Genomic DNA, 14,955 nt, shown 5'->3' with positions numbered 1-14,955 from the left:
CACCGTTACAAATCGAACTGGGCCGACAGCAGCGCGGTACGTGGTGCAGCGGCGGTACTGACCGTCAACAAGGTGCTGCTGGACAACCAGTAGCGCTTGTTGAATACGTTCTCTACACTGGCGCGCAGTACCACCGGCGTGCGCAGGATCGTGGTGCGGTAGCGTGCGCCGATATCGTAGCGCTGCCAGGATGGCATCTCCAGCGTATTGGCCACGTCATACGGCGTGGCCGCCGTGTAAATCGCGCGCGCATTCACACTCAGACCGGTTACGCCCGGCAGGTCCCAGTCGGCGCCCAGGTTGAGCGTGTGCCTGGGCACGCCAATCGCGTCCTTGCCCTGGTTCAGACCACCGGCCGCACGCTGCAGCTTGGCGTCATAAAAGGTGGCGCTGGCCATCAGGCGCAGATCACGCACGGCTTCGCCAACGACTGACAATTCCAGGCCACGGTTACGCTGCCTGCCATCCATGCTGTAGATATTGCTGATCGGGTCGGTAATCGCATTCGGGCGCTCGATCTGGAATAGCGAGACACCGCTGATGACCTTGTTACGGTCCACCTTCAGCCCGATTTCATACTGTTTCGACTTGAATGGCGCAAACACTTCGCCCACATTGGCCGTACCGAGCGGCGCCGTCGAGCCGCGCGTCAGGCCGGAAGTAAAGTTACCGTACAGCGACACATCGTCCCAGGGGCGCACGACAACGCCGGCAATCGGCGACACCGCGCTTTCGCCATACGAAGTAGTCACCGCGCCCGCCGCGTTGAAGTTCTGGGCTTGCACTTTCTGCTGGCGCAGGCCGGCAGTCAGCAAGATGCGGTTATCGGCAAAGGACAAGGTATCGGTTAAAGACATGCTGGTCAGCTGGGTCGCCGAATTCTTGCTCGGTGAAACACGATTACCGCTGAGCTGATAGACCGGCAGCGGCGCGTAAATAGTCGAATCGACGGCCGTGCCCGCCGGCGCCGGCAGATAGAAACTGCCTGCTTCCTGCTCCAGGCGCGAAGCGGAAAAACTGAGCATATGTTCGATGCCTTGTGTATTAAAGCGTGCACGGGCGCCAATTTCGCCAGTCTTGCTGCGCGAGGCCGCGTCATACCAGGCGCTGCTGACGCGGATATTGCCCTTCTCATCCATCGCATCCATGCCGCGCGCGGAAGGAAAATCCTGTTCGCTGGCGCCATAGTGATAACCGGCAGCGGCGTACAGCATGACTTGTGGCGACAAGTCGTACTCCAGGCGCGAAGCGATCGTCGAGTCGCGTATCTTCAGGTCGGCGCCTTCATAAATGGCGCGGTGGCCGGAAGGCGCTGCCGGCAGGCGGGTGATGCCAGGCCGGAAACCGATCTGGGCGCGGAAATTGTCGGTATCCTCGCGTTGCGCGTAGGCATCCACCGACCAGCGCAGATTGGCTGCGCGGTAGTCCAGCGCCAGCGCGGCCAGTCCGAATTGCTGCTGGCCATTGTCGATATTGGTGTCGCCGTTGCGGTACACCCCATTAAAACGCAGGCCCCAGGCATTGTTCTCGCCAAACCGGCGCCCCACGTCGAGCTGGCCGCCCAGCAAGGACTTGCTTTCGTAGGTGGTCGTCAGGCGCGTGATAGCTTCATCCTTGGCGCGCTTGGTGACGATGTTGATGTTGCCGCCTATGCTGCCGTTCGGGCTGATCCCGTACATCAGGGTGCCCGGACCTTTCAACACTTCCACGCGCTCCATGAAGGCGGTGGGCATGCGGTTCGACGAGGCCAGTCCATACAGGCCATTCAAGCCGACGTCGCCGCTGGTGACATTGAAACCGCGTATCTGGAAATCTTCGCTGAAGCCGCCGGTCGAGGTCATGGTGCGCACCGATGCTTCGTTGACGACCACGTCCGCCAGGGTGCGCGCCTGCTGGTCTTCGAGTATTTGCGCGGTATAGTTGGTGGTGCTGAACGGCGTATCCATCAGGTCGGCAAAGCCCAGCACGCCCAGGCCGCCACTGCGCGCCAGGCGCCCGCCGGCCAGCGGGGTCTCGCCACGGGCGCCGTTGATCAGCACGCGGCTGGCCGGGCTGCTGTCATCTTCGCTCATGGCGACCACTTCCGGCAGCATGGTGCTTTGCGTAGCGACCGCCTTACGCAAGGCGTAAGCGCCGTCCGCCTGGGGCAAGGCTTCCAGCCCGCTGCCGTGCAGCAAGGCGGCCAAGCCCTCCTGGGGCGTGTAACTGCCACGGATGCCATTGCTGGTTTTGCCTGCGGTCAACTTACCGTCGATGGCCAGCAAGATGCCGGTGCTGCCCGCAAAACGGTTCAGCGCGCTGTCCAGCGTGCCTGCAGCGATCTCGACGTGGCGCCGCGTTTCCGGGTTTGCGCCCTGGGCAAGAGCGGTGGTGGAGGCGGCGGCAAGCGACAAGCCCGCGAGCAAGATGGCCTGGACGATATGACGGCGGCGGAATGGGAGCGGTTGTTGCAACATGAACAGTCTATCCTTTCAAATCAAGAGGGTGATATCTACATCCCGAATGAAAAGAAAAAAGATCTACCCATTTTTTACTTTTTTTTCGCCTGCACTGTGACCCAGTAAGGCGTCGCGTAGCTGATGCGCACCGGCAAGGCTTGTTCCAGGGCGGCCAGCACCTTGTCGGTATCGCCCAAGGGATAGCGCCCTGACACCACTTCATTGGCGACGGCAGGGTCGCAGCGGATCACCCCTTTACGGTAACGCCCCAGTTCTGCCAGGAAATCCTGCAAGCGCATTTGCTCCGCTTCCAGCACGCCATCGAGCCACGCCGGGTAATCCGACGGCAGCGCGCGCACAGCATCGGCCGCTGCCGCCGTAAAGCGCAGCTGCCTGCCTGCGGGCAGGCGCAGGGGCGCATCCGGGCTCAAGCGGGGCCGCACCTCGACGACGCCCTCGTAGACTTCCACCCGGGTATGTTCGCCACCTTGATACACGGTGAAGCGGGTGCCCAGCGCGCGCGCCATGCCATGCCTGGTGACCACCACAAAGTCGCGATGAGGTGTGGCCGGCTCATGCGCGGTGGTGACGAGAATTTCACCCTTGTGCAAATCGATACGCCGCAAGCCGGCGTCAAAGTGGACATCGAAGGCGGTGGCCGTATTCATGCTGATGCGGGTGCCGTCTGCCAGCACCAGATCGCGGCGTTCGCCGGTGGCAGTGGCATATTGCGCCGTCATGGTTTGCCACGGCGAACTGCCACGCAAGGTGTACACCGCAGCGCCCCCACCGCAGACCAGCAGCAAGCCACGCAAGAGCACGCGGCGCTGATTGCGGCGGCCACTTTCACGCAAGGTCAGCCCGGCCGTTTGTGGCGGTACGCTACGCAAGCGCTGCGCCATCTTCGCTAGCTGCAGCCAGGCAAGCTCATGCTCGGGCGCCGCCTGGCGCCAGTTGCTCAGCGCAAGCTGCTCTTCCGGCGTGACCTCGCCCGACCACATGGTCACCAGCCACTCCAGGGCCTGTTGACGGTGTTCGGCCGATACTATGTCGTTCGATGCCTCCAAGGACTAGACCATCACCGAAAAACAGGCTTGCGCGGCCTGGAACATATACTTGCGCACCGATCCCAGCGAGACCCCCATGCGCTCGGCAATGGTTTGGTAAGTCAGGCCATCGAATTGCGACAGTAAAAATGCCTCGCGCACACGCAAGGGCAGGCGGTCAAGCGCCGCATCGAGCAGGCACAGGGTTTGCAGCGTGATGGCGCGCTGCTCCACCGACGGCATCTGGTCGGCAGAAAAATGCGCCAGCGCTTCCAGGTAGGCATATTCCAGCCGCCGCCGGCGCTGCAGATCCACCACCAGGTGTTTCGCAATCCGCGCCAGATAAGCGCGCGACTGCTGCTCATACTCGGGCAGCCGGCCAGTGTCGATCACCCGCACATAAGTATCTTGCGCCACATCGGCGGCATCGACGGCACTCCCCAGCTTGCTGCGCAACCAGCCCAGCAGCCAGCCATGGTTCTGGCGATACATATTGCTGATAAAGTCAGGGGCGATGCTGTCAGCCATTACGATTCCTGGAACGTAGCCACAAGGTCCTGGAGCGGGAACTTGGATAAAACCTGATTGAGAATAATTCTCATTATTATATCGAAGTCGCGTGGCATGTGCTACTGCCGCAGCCTATGCGGGGCGTATGCCGGCTATGAACGAGCTGTGCTATCTCAGATGGCAAGCGATGGGTTTTACAAGATGCTGTGCGATGATTTTGCAGATACCTCATTGATCATTTTTAGATAATGAATCACGACACCTTGATCAACATATTGATTTAAAAAGGTTTTTCCGAGAAGATTTGAGATAGTTATTGACACCACTGTCAATAACTTCTAGATTCCCTCCATGGATAAGCCCAAGTTTGAACACTTCGAGCTCAAGTTATGCAACCCGACATTTGATTCACCGCTAGTGGATGTCGTCAATGAACTTGAGCATCTTCGACGCCTGCAATTGGGCGGCAGCACGCCTGCGGGCGCGTTCTTCCAGCTCAAGCACATTTTCCACATGCTGGAAAGTCTGGGGTCTGCCCGCATCGAAGGCAATCACACTACGCTGGCCGATCTTGTCGACGCAACAGTACGAGGCGATGACGGGGCTGGCAACGGTGAACAGATGAAAGAAATCAGCAACATCGAAGTAGCGATGCGGTATGTTGAAGAAGCCATGGAGCCTGGTGCACCATTGACCGAAACGTTCATACGCGAGTTGCACGCCATTGCCGTGAGCACCTTACAGCGTGAGGGCGACAAAACACCGGGGGCATATCGGGAAGGACCGGTAAACATCGCCATGTCGGCGCATCTTCCACCTGAGGCACTTGCCGTGCCGCAATACATGAAAGAGTTGACTGATTTTGTCAACACCGCCTCAGCGCCCAAGTACGATCTGATGAAAGTAGCCCTCACGCATCACCGGTTCGGCTGGATTCATCCTTTCTCGAACGGAAACGGAAGAGTCGTCCGCCTCCTGACATACGCTCTCCTCATCAAATACGGCTTCAACGTCAAAGATGGGCGCGTGTTAAACCCGACAGCAGTCTTCTGCAACAACCGGGAGCGCTACTACCAGATGCTTGCCGCCGCAGATAGTGGAACCGCACAGGGAATTGAAAACTGGTGTATCTACGTACTGGAAGGAGTGTTAATTGAGCTGCAAAAAGTAGATCGGCTGACACACTACGATTACATCGAGCAAAAAATTCTCATTCCGGCACTCAACATTTCACGAGCGCGACAGCTGATAACGCTCGCCGAATATCACGTATTGCTTGAAGTTGTACGGCTGAAAAGTGCAAAATCGGCGGACCTGAAAAAGATCATGCCAAAGTTGACTGACAACCAGCGCACATATCAGATAAAACGGCTGGTAGAACTGAAAATGCTGCAAGCAATCTACCCAGGCGCCAGACAGTACGCGATCTGCTTCACCAACAATTACCTATTGCGCGGCGTCATAAAGGCCCTGACCGAAGAGGGATTCGTTCCCAGTTCCATGGAAAAGTGAATGACATGGAGAACGCGATTGCCGCCGCTGGCGAGATCGGCAAAAGTGGCAACCATGTGCTGGCCATCGCGTAATCTTTTATAGCGACAAATCCATCATTCCCTCGACTTTGTCGCCGCAAGTGGCAGTGCCGGGCAGCCGCTAATGGTAAAGTATGGCCTGCTGCGCAATAGCGCAAACGCAGCACCGAATTCCACACAGAACAACGATCAAACTCAAAGACTTACAATGAATATGCAGTCAAATCAAGAGCTTGCCAACCTCCAGCGGAGCAAGCTCACGCCCATGATGCAGCAATATATGGCGATCAAGGACAATCACCCGACGATGTTGGTGTTTTACCGCATGGGCGATTTCTACGAGCTGTTTTTTGAAGATGCGGAAAAAGCGTCGCGCTTGCTGGGCATTACCCTGACGGCGCGCGGCGCGGCCAGTGGCAATCCGATCAAGATGTGCGGCGTGCCGTTTCATTCGCTCGATGGCTACCTGGCCAAGCTGGTCAAGCTGGGCGAGTCGGTGGCGATTTGCGAACAGATTGGCGACCCGGCCACCAGCAAGGGACCGGTCGAGCGCAAGGTCATGCGCGTGGTCACGCCAGGCACTTTGACGGATGCCGACTTGCTGCCAGAAAAATCCGAGCGGCCACTCCTGGCCATGTGCAGCGTGACGCAGCGCAAGACGGTGACGACGGGCCTGGCCTGGCTGTCGCTGGCCAGCGGCGCCCTGAAGCTGATGGAGTTTTCGGGCGATAGCGCCACCGTCACCACCCGCTTGCGCCAGGAACTGGAACGCATCGTACCGGCCGAGATTCTCAGCGGCGACAATGGCGACCTGTTCGAAAACGATGCCGGCACACATGTGAACCGCGTGCCGGACTGGCATTTCGACGTGGTCGGCGGCCACAAGGCGCTGCTGGACCAGCTGGGCGTGGCCACTTTGACCGGTTTTGGCGCCGATGGCCTGGGTGCGGCGTTTGGAGCGGCCGGTGCGCTGCTGCGTTATGCGCAGTCCACGCAAGGCCGTGGCTTGCAGCATGTGCGCTCGCTGACGACGGAAACCGAAAGCGAATTCATCGGCCTGGACGCCGCCACGCGGCGCAACCTGGAATTGACGGAAACCATACGCGGCCAGGAATCGCCGACCCTGTTCTCGCTGCTCGACCATTGCCGCACGACCATGGGTTCGCGCATGCTGCGCCACTGGCTGCACCATGCACGGCGCGACCAGAGTGTTGCCCGCGCACGCCACGAAGCGATTGCCGCACTGGCGCAAAGCGAGGCGGCCGGTCCGCTGGCGGCGACCCTGGCGCAAGTGCCCGATATTGAACGCATCACCACCCGCATCGCGCTGCTGTCGGCGCGCCCGCGCGACCTGGCGGCGCTGCGCGATGGCTTGCTGCAATTGCCTGCCTTGCGCGAACAAGTAATCCGCTGCCAGAGCCAAGGCAGTGACAACGTCTTGCTGGCCGCCATCCGCACTGCCCTGGCCACGCCGGAAAGCTGCCTGGAACTGCTGATGCGCGCCGTGGCGCAGGAACCGGCGGCGATGGTGCGCGACGGCGGCGTGTTTGCACGCGGCTACGACGCCGAACTCGATGAATTGCGCGCGCTGTCGGAAAACGCGGGCCAGTTCCTGCTGGACCTGGAAATACGCGAACGGGCCCGCACGGGCATCGCCAACCTGCGCGTGGAATACAACAAGGTGCATGGCTTCTATATTGAAGTCACGCACGGCCAGACCGACAAGGTGCCCGACGATTACCGCCGCCGCCAGACCCTGAAAAACGCCGAGCGCTATATCACGCCGGAATTGAAAGTGTTCGAAGACAAGGCCCTGTCGGCGCAAGACAAGGCGCTGGTGCGCGAAAAGCTGCTGTACGACCTGCTGCTGGCGGAGCTGGCGCCGCATATCGGCACCCTGCAAACCATCGCCCAGGGCCTGGCCCAGCTCGACACCTTGAATGCGCTGACGGAACATGCACAGCAGCACAACTGGGTCGCGCCGCAGCTGGTCAGCGAACCGTGCATCAACATCGTCGAAGGCCGCCACCCGGTAGTGGAAAAACAGATCGAACGCTTTATCGCCAACGATTGCCGACTCGTCAATGAACGCCGCTTGCTGCTGATCACCGGCCCGAACATGGGCGGTAAATCGACCTTCATGCGCCAGGTGGCCCTGATCACCCTGCTGGCCTATGTGGGCAGTTATGTACCGGCTTCCAGCGCGACCATCGGCCCGATCGACCGCATCTTCACGCGTATCGGCGCCACCGACGACCTGGCGGGCGGCCGCTCGACCTTCATGGTGGAAATGACGGAATCGGCCGCGATTTTGAACGGCGCCACCGAACACTCGCTGGTGCTGATGGATGAAGTGGGCCGCGGCACCTCGACTTTCGATGGCCTGGCCCTGGCTTGGGCCATCGCGCGCCACCTGATCGACAGCAGCCGCAGCTTTACCCTGTTCGCCACGCACTATTTTGAGCTGACGCAATTGCCGGACAGCCATCCGAGCGCGGCCAATGTGCATCTGTCGGCCGTCGAGCACAAGGACAGCATCGTCTTCCTGCACGCGGTGCAGGCGGGCCCGGCCTCGCAAAGCTATGGCTTGCAGGTGGCGCAGCTGGCAGGCGTGCCGCAGCCGGTGATCAAGGCCGCGCGCAAGCATCTGGCGCGTCTGGAAGCGCAGGCGCTCGATGCTACGCCGCAACGCGACCTGTTTGCCGCGCCGTCAGCCGATCCGTATGCGCAAGAGGAAGAAGAAGCCCAGGCACCGGCCGCTGCCCTCAACGAGGCGCAGCAAGCCTTGCTGGACGCCATCGCCGACCTCGACCCCGATGCGCTGACGCCACGCGATGCGCTGGAACAGTTGTACCAGCTGAAACGGCTGGCGCAGGCATGATCAGCCAATCCGGCAAAGTCAGCCTGGCAAGGCTCGCCGCCAGTACGCTGGCGGTGTGCCTGCTATGGCAGAGCGCGCTGGCAAAGGCAGAAGAACCTGGCTTCGACTTTGCCGTGCTGGGGCATTCCTTCAAGGCGGGGCCGGACGATGCCCCCTTAAAACATGCGATCGAGGATAGCAACAACCTGCATCCCGCCTTTCTGGTGGCGACCGGCATCAAGGCAGCCAGCGAATCGTGCAGCGACAAGCTGTACAGCCAGCGCAAGGATTTGCTGGACGCGAGCAGCCAGCCGCTGGTCATTTCGCTGTCGGCCAGCGACTGGGCCAACTGCCGCAATTCACGGGGGCGCGCCAACGCCATCGAACGCCTGAACCGCTTGCGCGAAGTATTCTTTGCCGACGACAGCAGCCTGGGCCAGCGCAAACTGAGCCTGTCGCGCTTATCGTCGACGGCCAAGTTCCGCAGTTATGCGGAAAATGCCCACTGGGAATATGGCGGCGTGCTGTTTGCCACCGTCAACCTGCCAGCAAACAACAACCATTTCCTGCCAGAAGCAGGCCGCAACAGCGAATTCGAAGACCGGCTGGTGGCCAACCGTTCCTGGCTACAACGTTTATTCGCCATGGCCCAGCGCAAGAAACTGGACGGCATCGTGCTGTTCTCGGACGGCGACGTGCACATACTGGAAGAAGAGGAAAGTTCGCTGCTACCCAATTTCAGCAGCAAGCAAGATGGTTTCGCCAGCCCGCGCAAGCAAATCCGCCTGCTGGCCAAGAAATTCGAAGGCAAGGTATTGCTGGTAGACACCCAGGCGGGCAGCAAAAAGACGGGCAAGAAAAGCACCCAGGGACCAAAAATCAACTGGAAAGACAACCTCGGCCACATCAGCATCGACAGCGACTGGGCCACCATCGCAGTCCAACCCGGCAAGTCGCCCCTGTTTGACGTGCGTGAACGCACGCTCAAACCAGCGCAAGCCAGAGCCAAGTCCCCGACCGTGCGCCGCTAAGCGCACAGCCCAGGACAACCCACACGTCATGATCCAACAGGCGTCACGACGCCTGGCCAGACCGTAGCGAGCGGAAGGGAGAGGCGGCTAAGAAGCGCAACCGTACTCAAGTACGGTGAGCATCGCAGGCTACCTATACCGACGCGCAGCAGGTCTGGTCAGGCGTTACCACTTAGTGGATAGGGTGGGTACGGAAGTGATCGCCTTCGGCGCCTTCGTCATCACCCTCATCATCACCATGGTCATGGCCATGCGCGCCATGCACGTGGCCGTGGGCGATTTCTTCTTCGGTGGCTTCGCGCACGTCAGCGACGGTCAGCGAGAAGCGCAGCGCGATGCCTGCCAGTGGATGGTTGCCATCCAGAACGACTTTGTCGTCGGCGATATCGGTGACGGTGAAGATCATCGCTTCTTCGTCAGGCGAGTCGCTTTCCGGCATGCCTTCGAACTGCATGCCCACTTCCAGCGGCTCAGGCAGGCGGTTGCGTGGCTCGACCTTGACCAGCGCAGGATCGTATTCACCGAAAGCATCGTCTGGTTCGATCTGGATCGTGTTGGAATAGCCAACTTCCTTGCCGTCGAGCTCTTCTTCGATCTTCGGCAGGGTGTTTTCATAATCACCGTGCAGGTAGACCATAGGCTGACTGCCATCTTCGATCAGATTGTCTTGCGCGTCTGACAGTTTGTAGTTGACAGTAACGACTGTATTTTTGGCAATCTTCATTATGCTTCCTTTCATTGTATAAGCTGGCAAATTATACCTTTCCGACGCATGCGGCGAGCGCATTCCTGCATTTGCGGTTGTTATAATGGGCGCATGAAAACATTAACTCTCCTCGGCGACATCACGCCAGCGCAATTCCTGCGCGACTACTGGCATAAAAAACCCCTGCTGATCCGTCAGGCCGTGCCTGGCTTCAAGCCCCTGCTGGACTTCAAGGCCATGGCTGAACTGGCCAAGCTCGACCATGTCGAATCGCGCCTGGTCAGCCATGTGGATGGCCACTGGTCCATGCAGCAAGGTCCATTGACCAGCCTGCCCTCACCGAAACAGAAGGAATGGACCCTGCTGGTGCAGGGCGCCAACCTGCACAATGCACAAGCCGATGCACTGCTGCGCCAGTTCCGTTTCCTGCCGGATGCGCGCCTCGACGACCTGATGGTCAGTTTTGCCACCGATGGCGGCGGCGTGGGCCCGCATTTCGATTCCTACGATGTATTCCTGCTGCAAGGCCAGGGCAAGCGCCACTGGCGCATCAGCGCGCAGAAAGACCTGAGCCTGATCGACGGCCTGCCCTTGAAAATCCTCAGCAATTTCACGCCGGACGAAGAATTCACGCTCGAACCGGGCGACATGCTGTATCTGCCGCCCCACTACGCGCACGACGGCGTGGCCATTGGCGACTGCCAGACCTATTCGATCGGTTTCCGCTCGCCGTCGTTCCAGGAGCTGGGTGAAGCCTTTTTGCAATTCATGGCCGACTCGATCGACTTGCCGGGCCGCTATGCAGATCCTGAGTTGAAAGCCTCGGCCAAGCCGGCGGAAATCCCGCGCGAGATGCTCAGCACCATCACGGAAGAGCTGAACAAAGTGCGCTTCACGGAAGAAGATGTGACCATTTTCCTGGGGGAACACCTATCCGAACCAAAACACAATGTGTTTTTCACGCCGCTGTCCAAACCACTGACGGTAGGCCGCTTCACGGATGCCGCACACAAAAAAGGTGTCGTGTTGTCACGTAAGACCTTGATGCTGTATCGTGGCAAGAATGTCTTCATCAATGGCGAATCGTTCGCCATCGGCCGGGCCGATAAAACGGCGCTGGAGACCTTGGCCAATGACCGTGCGCTAGCTGGCGCGGCCGTGGCGCAAGCCTCTGATGACGTGATGGACGCTTTGTACACCTGGTATCAGGATGGCTGGATCGAACTGGCCTGATAGCTGCGTTGCAATAAAAGTGGCGCTACACGCAGCAGGTATTTATGTTTCTGCGTTAGCGCAATAAAACATAATATTTTTATATCGTTTTGTGGCGCTTACGCAAAACACTTACACTTGCTTGCAATTTGCTTTGCTAATTATTGCGTTATCACAAAATAGTTGCGGATTTGCCTCTTGCTGCTATTGCGACGCACCAAAAATCGCTATAATATTCGGTTAGGAAGTTTCCGTTGTCTGGCAGGCACCACCTGGTACGAAAAGCCTTCGAAGACGACCTAACGAGCGATAATTACCGGTAATTATTCATCGCAACAATGTTGATTTATTTTTTGAAATAATTAAGGAAAACAAATGAAAAAATCCCTGCTGATCGCCTCCCTGATGGTTGTTGCTCTGGCCGCTTGCAGCAAAAAAGAAGAAGCTCCTGCACCAGCACCAGTAGTTGAAACCCCAGCACCAGCTCCAGCAGAAGCTGCTCCAGCTCCAGCTGCTGACGCTGCTGCTTCGGCCGCTACCGACGCTGCTGCTGCTGCTTCGAGCGCTGCTTCGGCTGCTTCGGACGCTGCTGCTGCTGCTTCGACCGCTGCATCGGCTGCTAAGTAATAGCACCCTGCTTCAAAGAAAACCGGCCTTCGGGCCGGTTTTTTTATGCCCGCACCTTTTATGCTCTTTAAGCAGAGCCGCTAATAAATAGCGCAGGCAATAAAAAAGGCTGGCTTCCGCAAGGAGCCAGCCTTTTTTTATCAGCAGGCTTTATGCCTGCCGCCGTGCTTATTTCAGCTGATCGTTCAGCAAGCCCAGGATCTTGCCGGCCACTGGCGTGGTATCTGGCTTGCCTTCGTTGCTCAGAATGCTGACCAGGCTGGTCGAACCATTGCCGGCCTTGACCGCCACGCGGTAGCGCTGCGCTTCCTTGTCCTTGTCGGACGAACCCCAGCTGAACAGCTTCGTGAAGAAACCTTCTGGCTTGACTGCATCCGGATCGACGTAGCGCACGAAATATGTGCCTTGCGTGCGGTCGCGGTCTTCCACGGTGAAGCCGACGCGGTCCAGCGCCAGGCCGACACGGCGCCAGGCGCGGTCGAAACCTTCATCGACTTCGATGGCGTGCGTGACACCCTCGCCCACCAGCTTGGCGTGCAGCGGCTGGACGATGGCCGAATCGACGGCCGTCTTGGCTTGCGCGTCATCGGTGGCGGCGCCCAGGCGTATCATCAGCTTGGCCAGAAATTGCGCTTCCAGGCCCGGATCGTTAGGACGCGCGGTCCAGGTGGTGGTTTCCTTGTCGCGGCCCGTCAAGACCTCTTCCACGCCACGGTGGCTGATGTAGATTTCGGTCGAGCCGTCCGGCAGGCGCTCCAGGCGGGTACGGTACTTGTCTTTCTCGCCCGTCGAATACAGGGAGTCGAAGACCTTGCCGATGGTGTTGCGAATGATGTCTTGCGGCAGCTTGGCGCGGTTTTCATTCCACTCGGTTTCCATGATGCCGGCGGTCGGCTCATCGATGGCGAGATTGAAACCGGAATCTTCCCAGAATTGCTTCAGTTGCGGCCACAGCACTTCAGGCGACTGCTTGACCACCAGCCAGCGCTGGTTGCCTGCACGTTCGACCTTGACGCCACCTGCCGCAACGGGCACCACGTCGACCGCGCCGCCGGTGGCGCTGGTGGCGACCGGTGCGCCTGCCGTGGCATTACGCTGCGCGTTGTAGCCCGATGCCGTAGCGATGCCATTTTTTGAATCTGGCAAAGCGTAGCGGTTGTCTTGCTGCAATTGGGTCAGATCGGGTGGCACGTCCAGGGTGCTGGCTTTCTTGACCGACTTGTAGTCGACCTTGTCGCCACCGACCACCGAACTGATCATGCCACAGCCGGCGAGGCTGGCTGCGACGGCGCCAATGACGAGGCCGCGAACGGCGATGGTGGCAGGTGCCGGGTTGGTTTTCTTGCTATTAGTCATGTCGTTACTGGATAAGAAGCTAAGAGGCAGCTGAAATCAGGGAAGGTCCGGACTGTGCTAGTCAGGGCTTAAGATAAGACACCGGCGTCGCGCAAGGCTTCGCGTACCGTGGCATGGCAATTTTCAGCCAGCGGTACCAAAGGCAAGCGTATGCCGGCGGGCATCATGCCCATTTCCGCCAGCGCCCATTTGACAGGCACTGGATTAGGCTCGACAAACAATTTCTGATGCAGCGGAAATACCTTGTTATTGATGGCGATGGCCTTGGCACGTTCGCCAGCCATGGCGGCCACGCACAGTTCGTGCATGGCGCGCGGCGCGACGTTGGCGGTCACGGAAATATTACCGTGGCCACCGCAGAACATCAGCGCCATGGCGGTCGGATCGTCGCCCGAGTAGACGGCGAAATCGGCTGGCACCAGGCGCAGCAAATCAATGCCACGGCCGATATTGCCGGTCGCGTCTTTCACGCCAACGATATTGGCAACCGCCGACAGGCGCACGATGGTCTCGTTGCTCATGTCGGCAACGGTGCGGCCAGGTACGTTGTACAGGATCACAGGAATCTCGACGGCTTCGGCGATGGCCTTGAAGTGCTGGTACATGCCTTCCTGGGTAGGACGGTTGTAGTACGGAACCACTTGCAAGACAGCATCGGCGCCCGCTTCTTTGGCGTAGCGCGTCAGTTTGATGGCTTCGGCTGTGGAATTGCCACCGGCGCCGGCGATGATAGGAATGCGTCCCTTGGCATGTTCGACGGTCAGCTTGATCAGTTCGCAGTGCTCTTCCACGCTCACTGTTGCCGATTCGCCCGTGGTGCCCACGATGACGATGCCATCCGTCCCCTCGGCGATATGCCAGTCGATCAGCTTGCGCAGGCCTGGAATGTCCAGACTGCCATCTGCGTGCATCGGGGTGACGATTGCTACAATGCTGCCCTTGATCATAGTAATTTTATAGCGCCGATAAATAAAACAACGATTGTAGCGGATAGCCCGCGCCTGTGGTGCATTCTGCAGTAGAAACGCCGCTCAAAACGGTGGCAACAGGGCCGCCAACCGTGGAAAATCCGGCCGAACAGCACAAATTCGTTGCACCAGAGCAGCTTTTGGCTGCTCTACCCTTCCCTCTTCATAGGCCACCACGCGCAAGCCCTGCTGCGCGGCCCAGGTCAGCATTTCGCCTTCCTTGAGCAGGAATTTCGGATTCGATGGCTTGCCGAATTGCTCATTGCCTTCAGAAAAAGTTTCGTAGACCAGCAGGCCATCGGGCGCCAGGCTGGCCACCAGCGATTCGATCAAAGGGCGATGCAGATAATTCGTCACCACGATGCCGGCAAAGCGGCCGGCCGCAAAGGGCCAGACGGCGCCCGGCGCTTCCAGATCCACCAGCGAGGTAACGATGCCCGTGCCTGCCGCCTGTTCCAGCATTTCGGGATCATGGTCGAGCGCGATCACCGGGTGGCCCAGGCTGACCAGGTGGCGCGCATGGCGGCCGTTGCCACAGGCCAGGTCCAGCACTTCGCCACCGGGGATCAAAGGCGCCCAACGGCGCACCCAGGCTGAAATTGTTTCACTCTCTACTAACGGCTCTACTTGTTTTATTGCTTGCATTCATATTCCATCATTTAATTTGCT

12 protein-coding genes are annotated in these 14,955 nt (G+C 59.1%); 5 read left to right on the top strand and 7 right to left on the bottom strand.

Annotated elements, in window-relative coordinates:
• Positions 1 to 5 precede the first annotated feature (5 nt).
• The 3 genes from HDE72_RS22835 to HDE72_RS22825 all read right to left on the bottom strand — a co-directional run bounded on the left by HDE72_RS22835 (position 6) and on the right by HDE72_RS22825 (position 4,012).
• Entirely contained in the window at positions 6 to 2,456 is a 2,451-nt protein-coding gene (locus tag HDE72_RS22835) for a TonB-dependent receptor (protein ID WP_183746251.1), read from the bottom strand.
• Between the two features lie 74 nt (positions 2,457 to 2,530).
• Positions 2,531 to 3,505 carry a FecR domain-containing protein gene (locus tag HDE72_RS22830; RefSeq protein ID WP_183746247.1) on the bottom strand — a complete coding sequence of 325 codons (975 nt, stop codon included), beginning with the start codon at positions 3,503 to 3,505 and terminating at the stop codon, positions 2,531 to 2,533.
• 3 nt (positions 3,506 to 3,508) lie between these two features.
• A complete protein-coding gene (locus HDE72_RS22825) occupies positions 3,509 to 4,012 on the bottom strand; it encodes a sigma-70 family RNA polymerase sigma factor (protein ID WP_183746243.1) in 504 nt (167 codons plus the stop codon).
• Between the two features lie 333 nt (positions 4,013 to 4,345).
• On the opposite strand from HDE72_RS22825, the gene HDE72_RS22820 reads away from it, so the two are divergent.
• From HDE72_RS22820 to HDE72_RS22810, 3 genes are all read left to right on the top strand, one after another.
• Complete coding sequence (locus tag HDE72_RS22820) at positions 4,346 to 5,506, top strand: Fic family protein (protein ID WP_183746240.1); 1,161 nt, start codon at positions 4,346 to 4,348, stop codon at positions 5,504 to 5,506.
• A 228-nt stretch (positions 5,507 to 5,734) separates the two neighbouring features.
• Positions 5,735 to 8,407 carry a DNA mismatch repair protein MutS gene (gene mutS, locus HDE72_RS22815; protein ID WP_183746238.1) on the top strand — a complete coding sequence of 891 codons (2,673 nt, stop codon included), beginning with the start codon at positions 5,735 to 5,737 and terminating at the stop codon, positions 8,405 to 8,407.
• Complete coding sequence (locus HDE72_RS22810) at positions 8,404 to 9,417, top strand: hypothetical protein (RefSeq protein WP_183746235.1); 1,014 nt, start codon at positions 8,404 to 8,406, stop codon at positions 9,415 to 9,417. Before mutS ends, HDE72_RS22810 begins: the two co-directional genes overlap by 4 nt.
• Positions 9,418 to 9,589: 172 nt before the next feature.
• Here the strand turns inward: HDE72_RS22810 and HDE72_RS22805 are convergent, their stop codons facing one another.
• Complete coding sequence (locus HDE72_RS22805; RefSeq protein ID WP_183746232.1) at positions 9,590 to 10,141, bottom strand: FKBP-type peptidyl-prolyl cis-trans isomerase; 552 nt, start codon at positions 10,139 to 10,141, stop codon at positions 9,590 to 9,592.
• A gap of 93 nt (positions 10,142 to 10,234) precedes the next feature.
• Between HDE72_RS22805 and HDE72_RS22800 the strand changes: the two genes are divergently transcribed.
• Positions 10,235 to 11,356, top strand: coding sequence for a cupin domain-containing protein (locus HDE72_RS22800; protein WP_183746229.1), 1,122 nt, complete (start codon positions 10,235 to 10,237; stop codon positions 11,354 to 11,356).
• A gap of 354 nt (positions 11,357 to 11,710) precedes the next feature.
• On the top strand, positions 11,711 to 11,962 hold the full coding sequence (locus HDE72_RS22795; protein ID WP_183746226.1) for a hypothetical protein: 252 nt from the start codon (positions 11,711 to 11,713) through the stop codon (positions 11,960 to 11,962).
• 168 nt (positions 11,963 to 12,130) lie between these two features.
• On the opposite strand, the gene bamC is transcribed toward HDE72_RS22795, so the two are convergent.
• From bamC to HDE72_RS22780, 3 genes are all read right to left on the bottom strand, one after another.
• Positions 12,131 to 13,318, bottom strand: coding sequence for an outer membrane protein assembly factor BamC (bamC, locus tag HDE72_RS22790; RefSeq protein WP_183746223.1), 1,188 nt, complete (start codon positions 13,316 to 13,318; stop codon positions 12,131 to 12,133).
• 68 nt (positions 13,319 to 13,386) lie between these two features.
• Positions 13,387 to 14,265 (bottom strand): 4-hydroxy-tetrahydrodipicolinate synthase, encoded by an 879-nt coding sequence (dapA, locus tag HDE72_RS22785; RefSeq protein WP_183746220.1) that lies wholly within the window; start codon positions 14,263 to 14,265, stop codon positions 13,387 to 13,389.
• Positions 14,266 to 14,349: 84 nt separating this feature from the next.
• Positions 14,350 to 14,931: a class I SAM-dependent methyltransferase gene (locus tag HDE72_RS22780; protein WP_183746217.1), complete on the bottom strand. Its 582-nt coding sequence runs from the start codon at positions 14,929 to 14,931 to the stop codon at positions 14,350 to 14,352.
• Between the last annotated feature and the right edge of the window lie 24 nt (positions 14,932 to 14,955).

It is taken from the genome of Janthinobacterium saanense (assembly GCF_014200675.1).
Lineage (GTDB): Bacteria > Pseudomonadota > Gammaproteobacteria > Burkholderiales > Burkholderiaceae_D > Janthinobacterium.
The sequence above is the reverse complement of the archived record's forward strand: the minus strand, read 5'-3'. Positions and strand labels throughout refer to the sequence as shown.

Excerpts from the sequence above, each read along its gene's own strand:
- HDE72_RS22835 (WP_183746251.1), bottom strand. The coding sequence starts at position 2,456 with ATGTTGCAACAACCGCTCCCATTCCGCCGCCGTCATATCGTCCAGGCC.
- HDE72_RS22825 (WP_183746243.1), bottom strand. The coding sequence starts at position 4,012 with ATGGCTGACAGCATCGCCCCTGACTTTATCAGCAATATGTATCGCCAG.
- HDE72_RS22820 (WP_183746240.1), top strand. The coding sequence starts at position 4,346 with ATGGATAAGCCCAAGTTTGAACACTTCGAGCTCAAGTTATGCAACCCG.
- mutS (WP_183746238.1), top strand. The coding sequence starts at position 5,735 with ATGAATATGCAGTCAAATCAAGAGCTTGCCAACCTCCAGCGGAGCAAG.
- HDE72_RS22810 (WP_183746235.1), top strand. The coding sequence starts at position 8,404 with ATGATCAGCCAATCCGGCAAAGTCAGCCTGGCAAGGCTCGCCGCCAGT.
- HDE72_RS22805 (WP_183746232.1), bottom strand. The coding sequence starts at position 10,141 with ATGAAGATTGCCAAAAATACAGTCGTTACTGTCAACTACAAACTGTCA.
- HDE72_RS22800 (WP_183746229.1), top strand. The coding sequence starts at position 10,235 with ATGAAAACATTAACTCTCCTCGGCGACATCACGCCAGCGCAATTCCTG.
- HDE72_RS22795 (WP_183746226.1), top strand. The coding sequence starts at position 11,711 with ATGAAAAAATCCCTGCTGATCGCCTCCCTGATGGTTGTTGCTCTGGCC.
- bamC (WP_183746223.1), bottom strand. The coding sequence starts at position 13,318 with ATGACTAATAGCAAGAAAACCAACCCGGCACCTGCCACCATCGCCGTT.
- dapA (WP_183746220.1), bottom strand. The coding sequence starts at position 14,265 with ATGATCAAGGGCAGCATTGTAGCAATCGTCACCCCGATGCACGCAGAT.
- HDE72_RS22780 (WP_183746217.1), bottom strand. The coding sequence starts at position 14,931 with ATGCAAGCAATAAAACAAGTAGAGCCGTTAGTAGAGAGTGAAACAATT.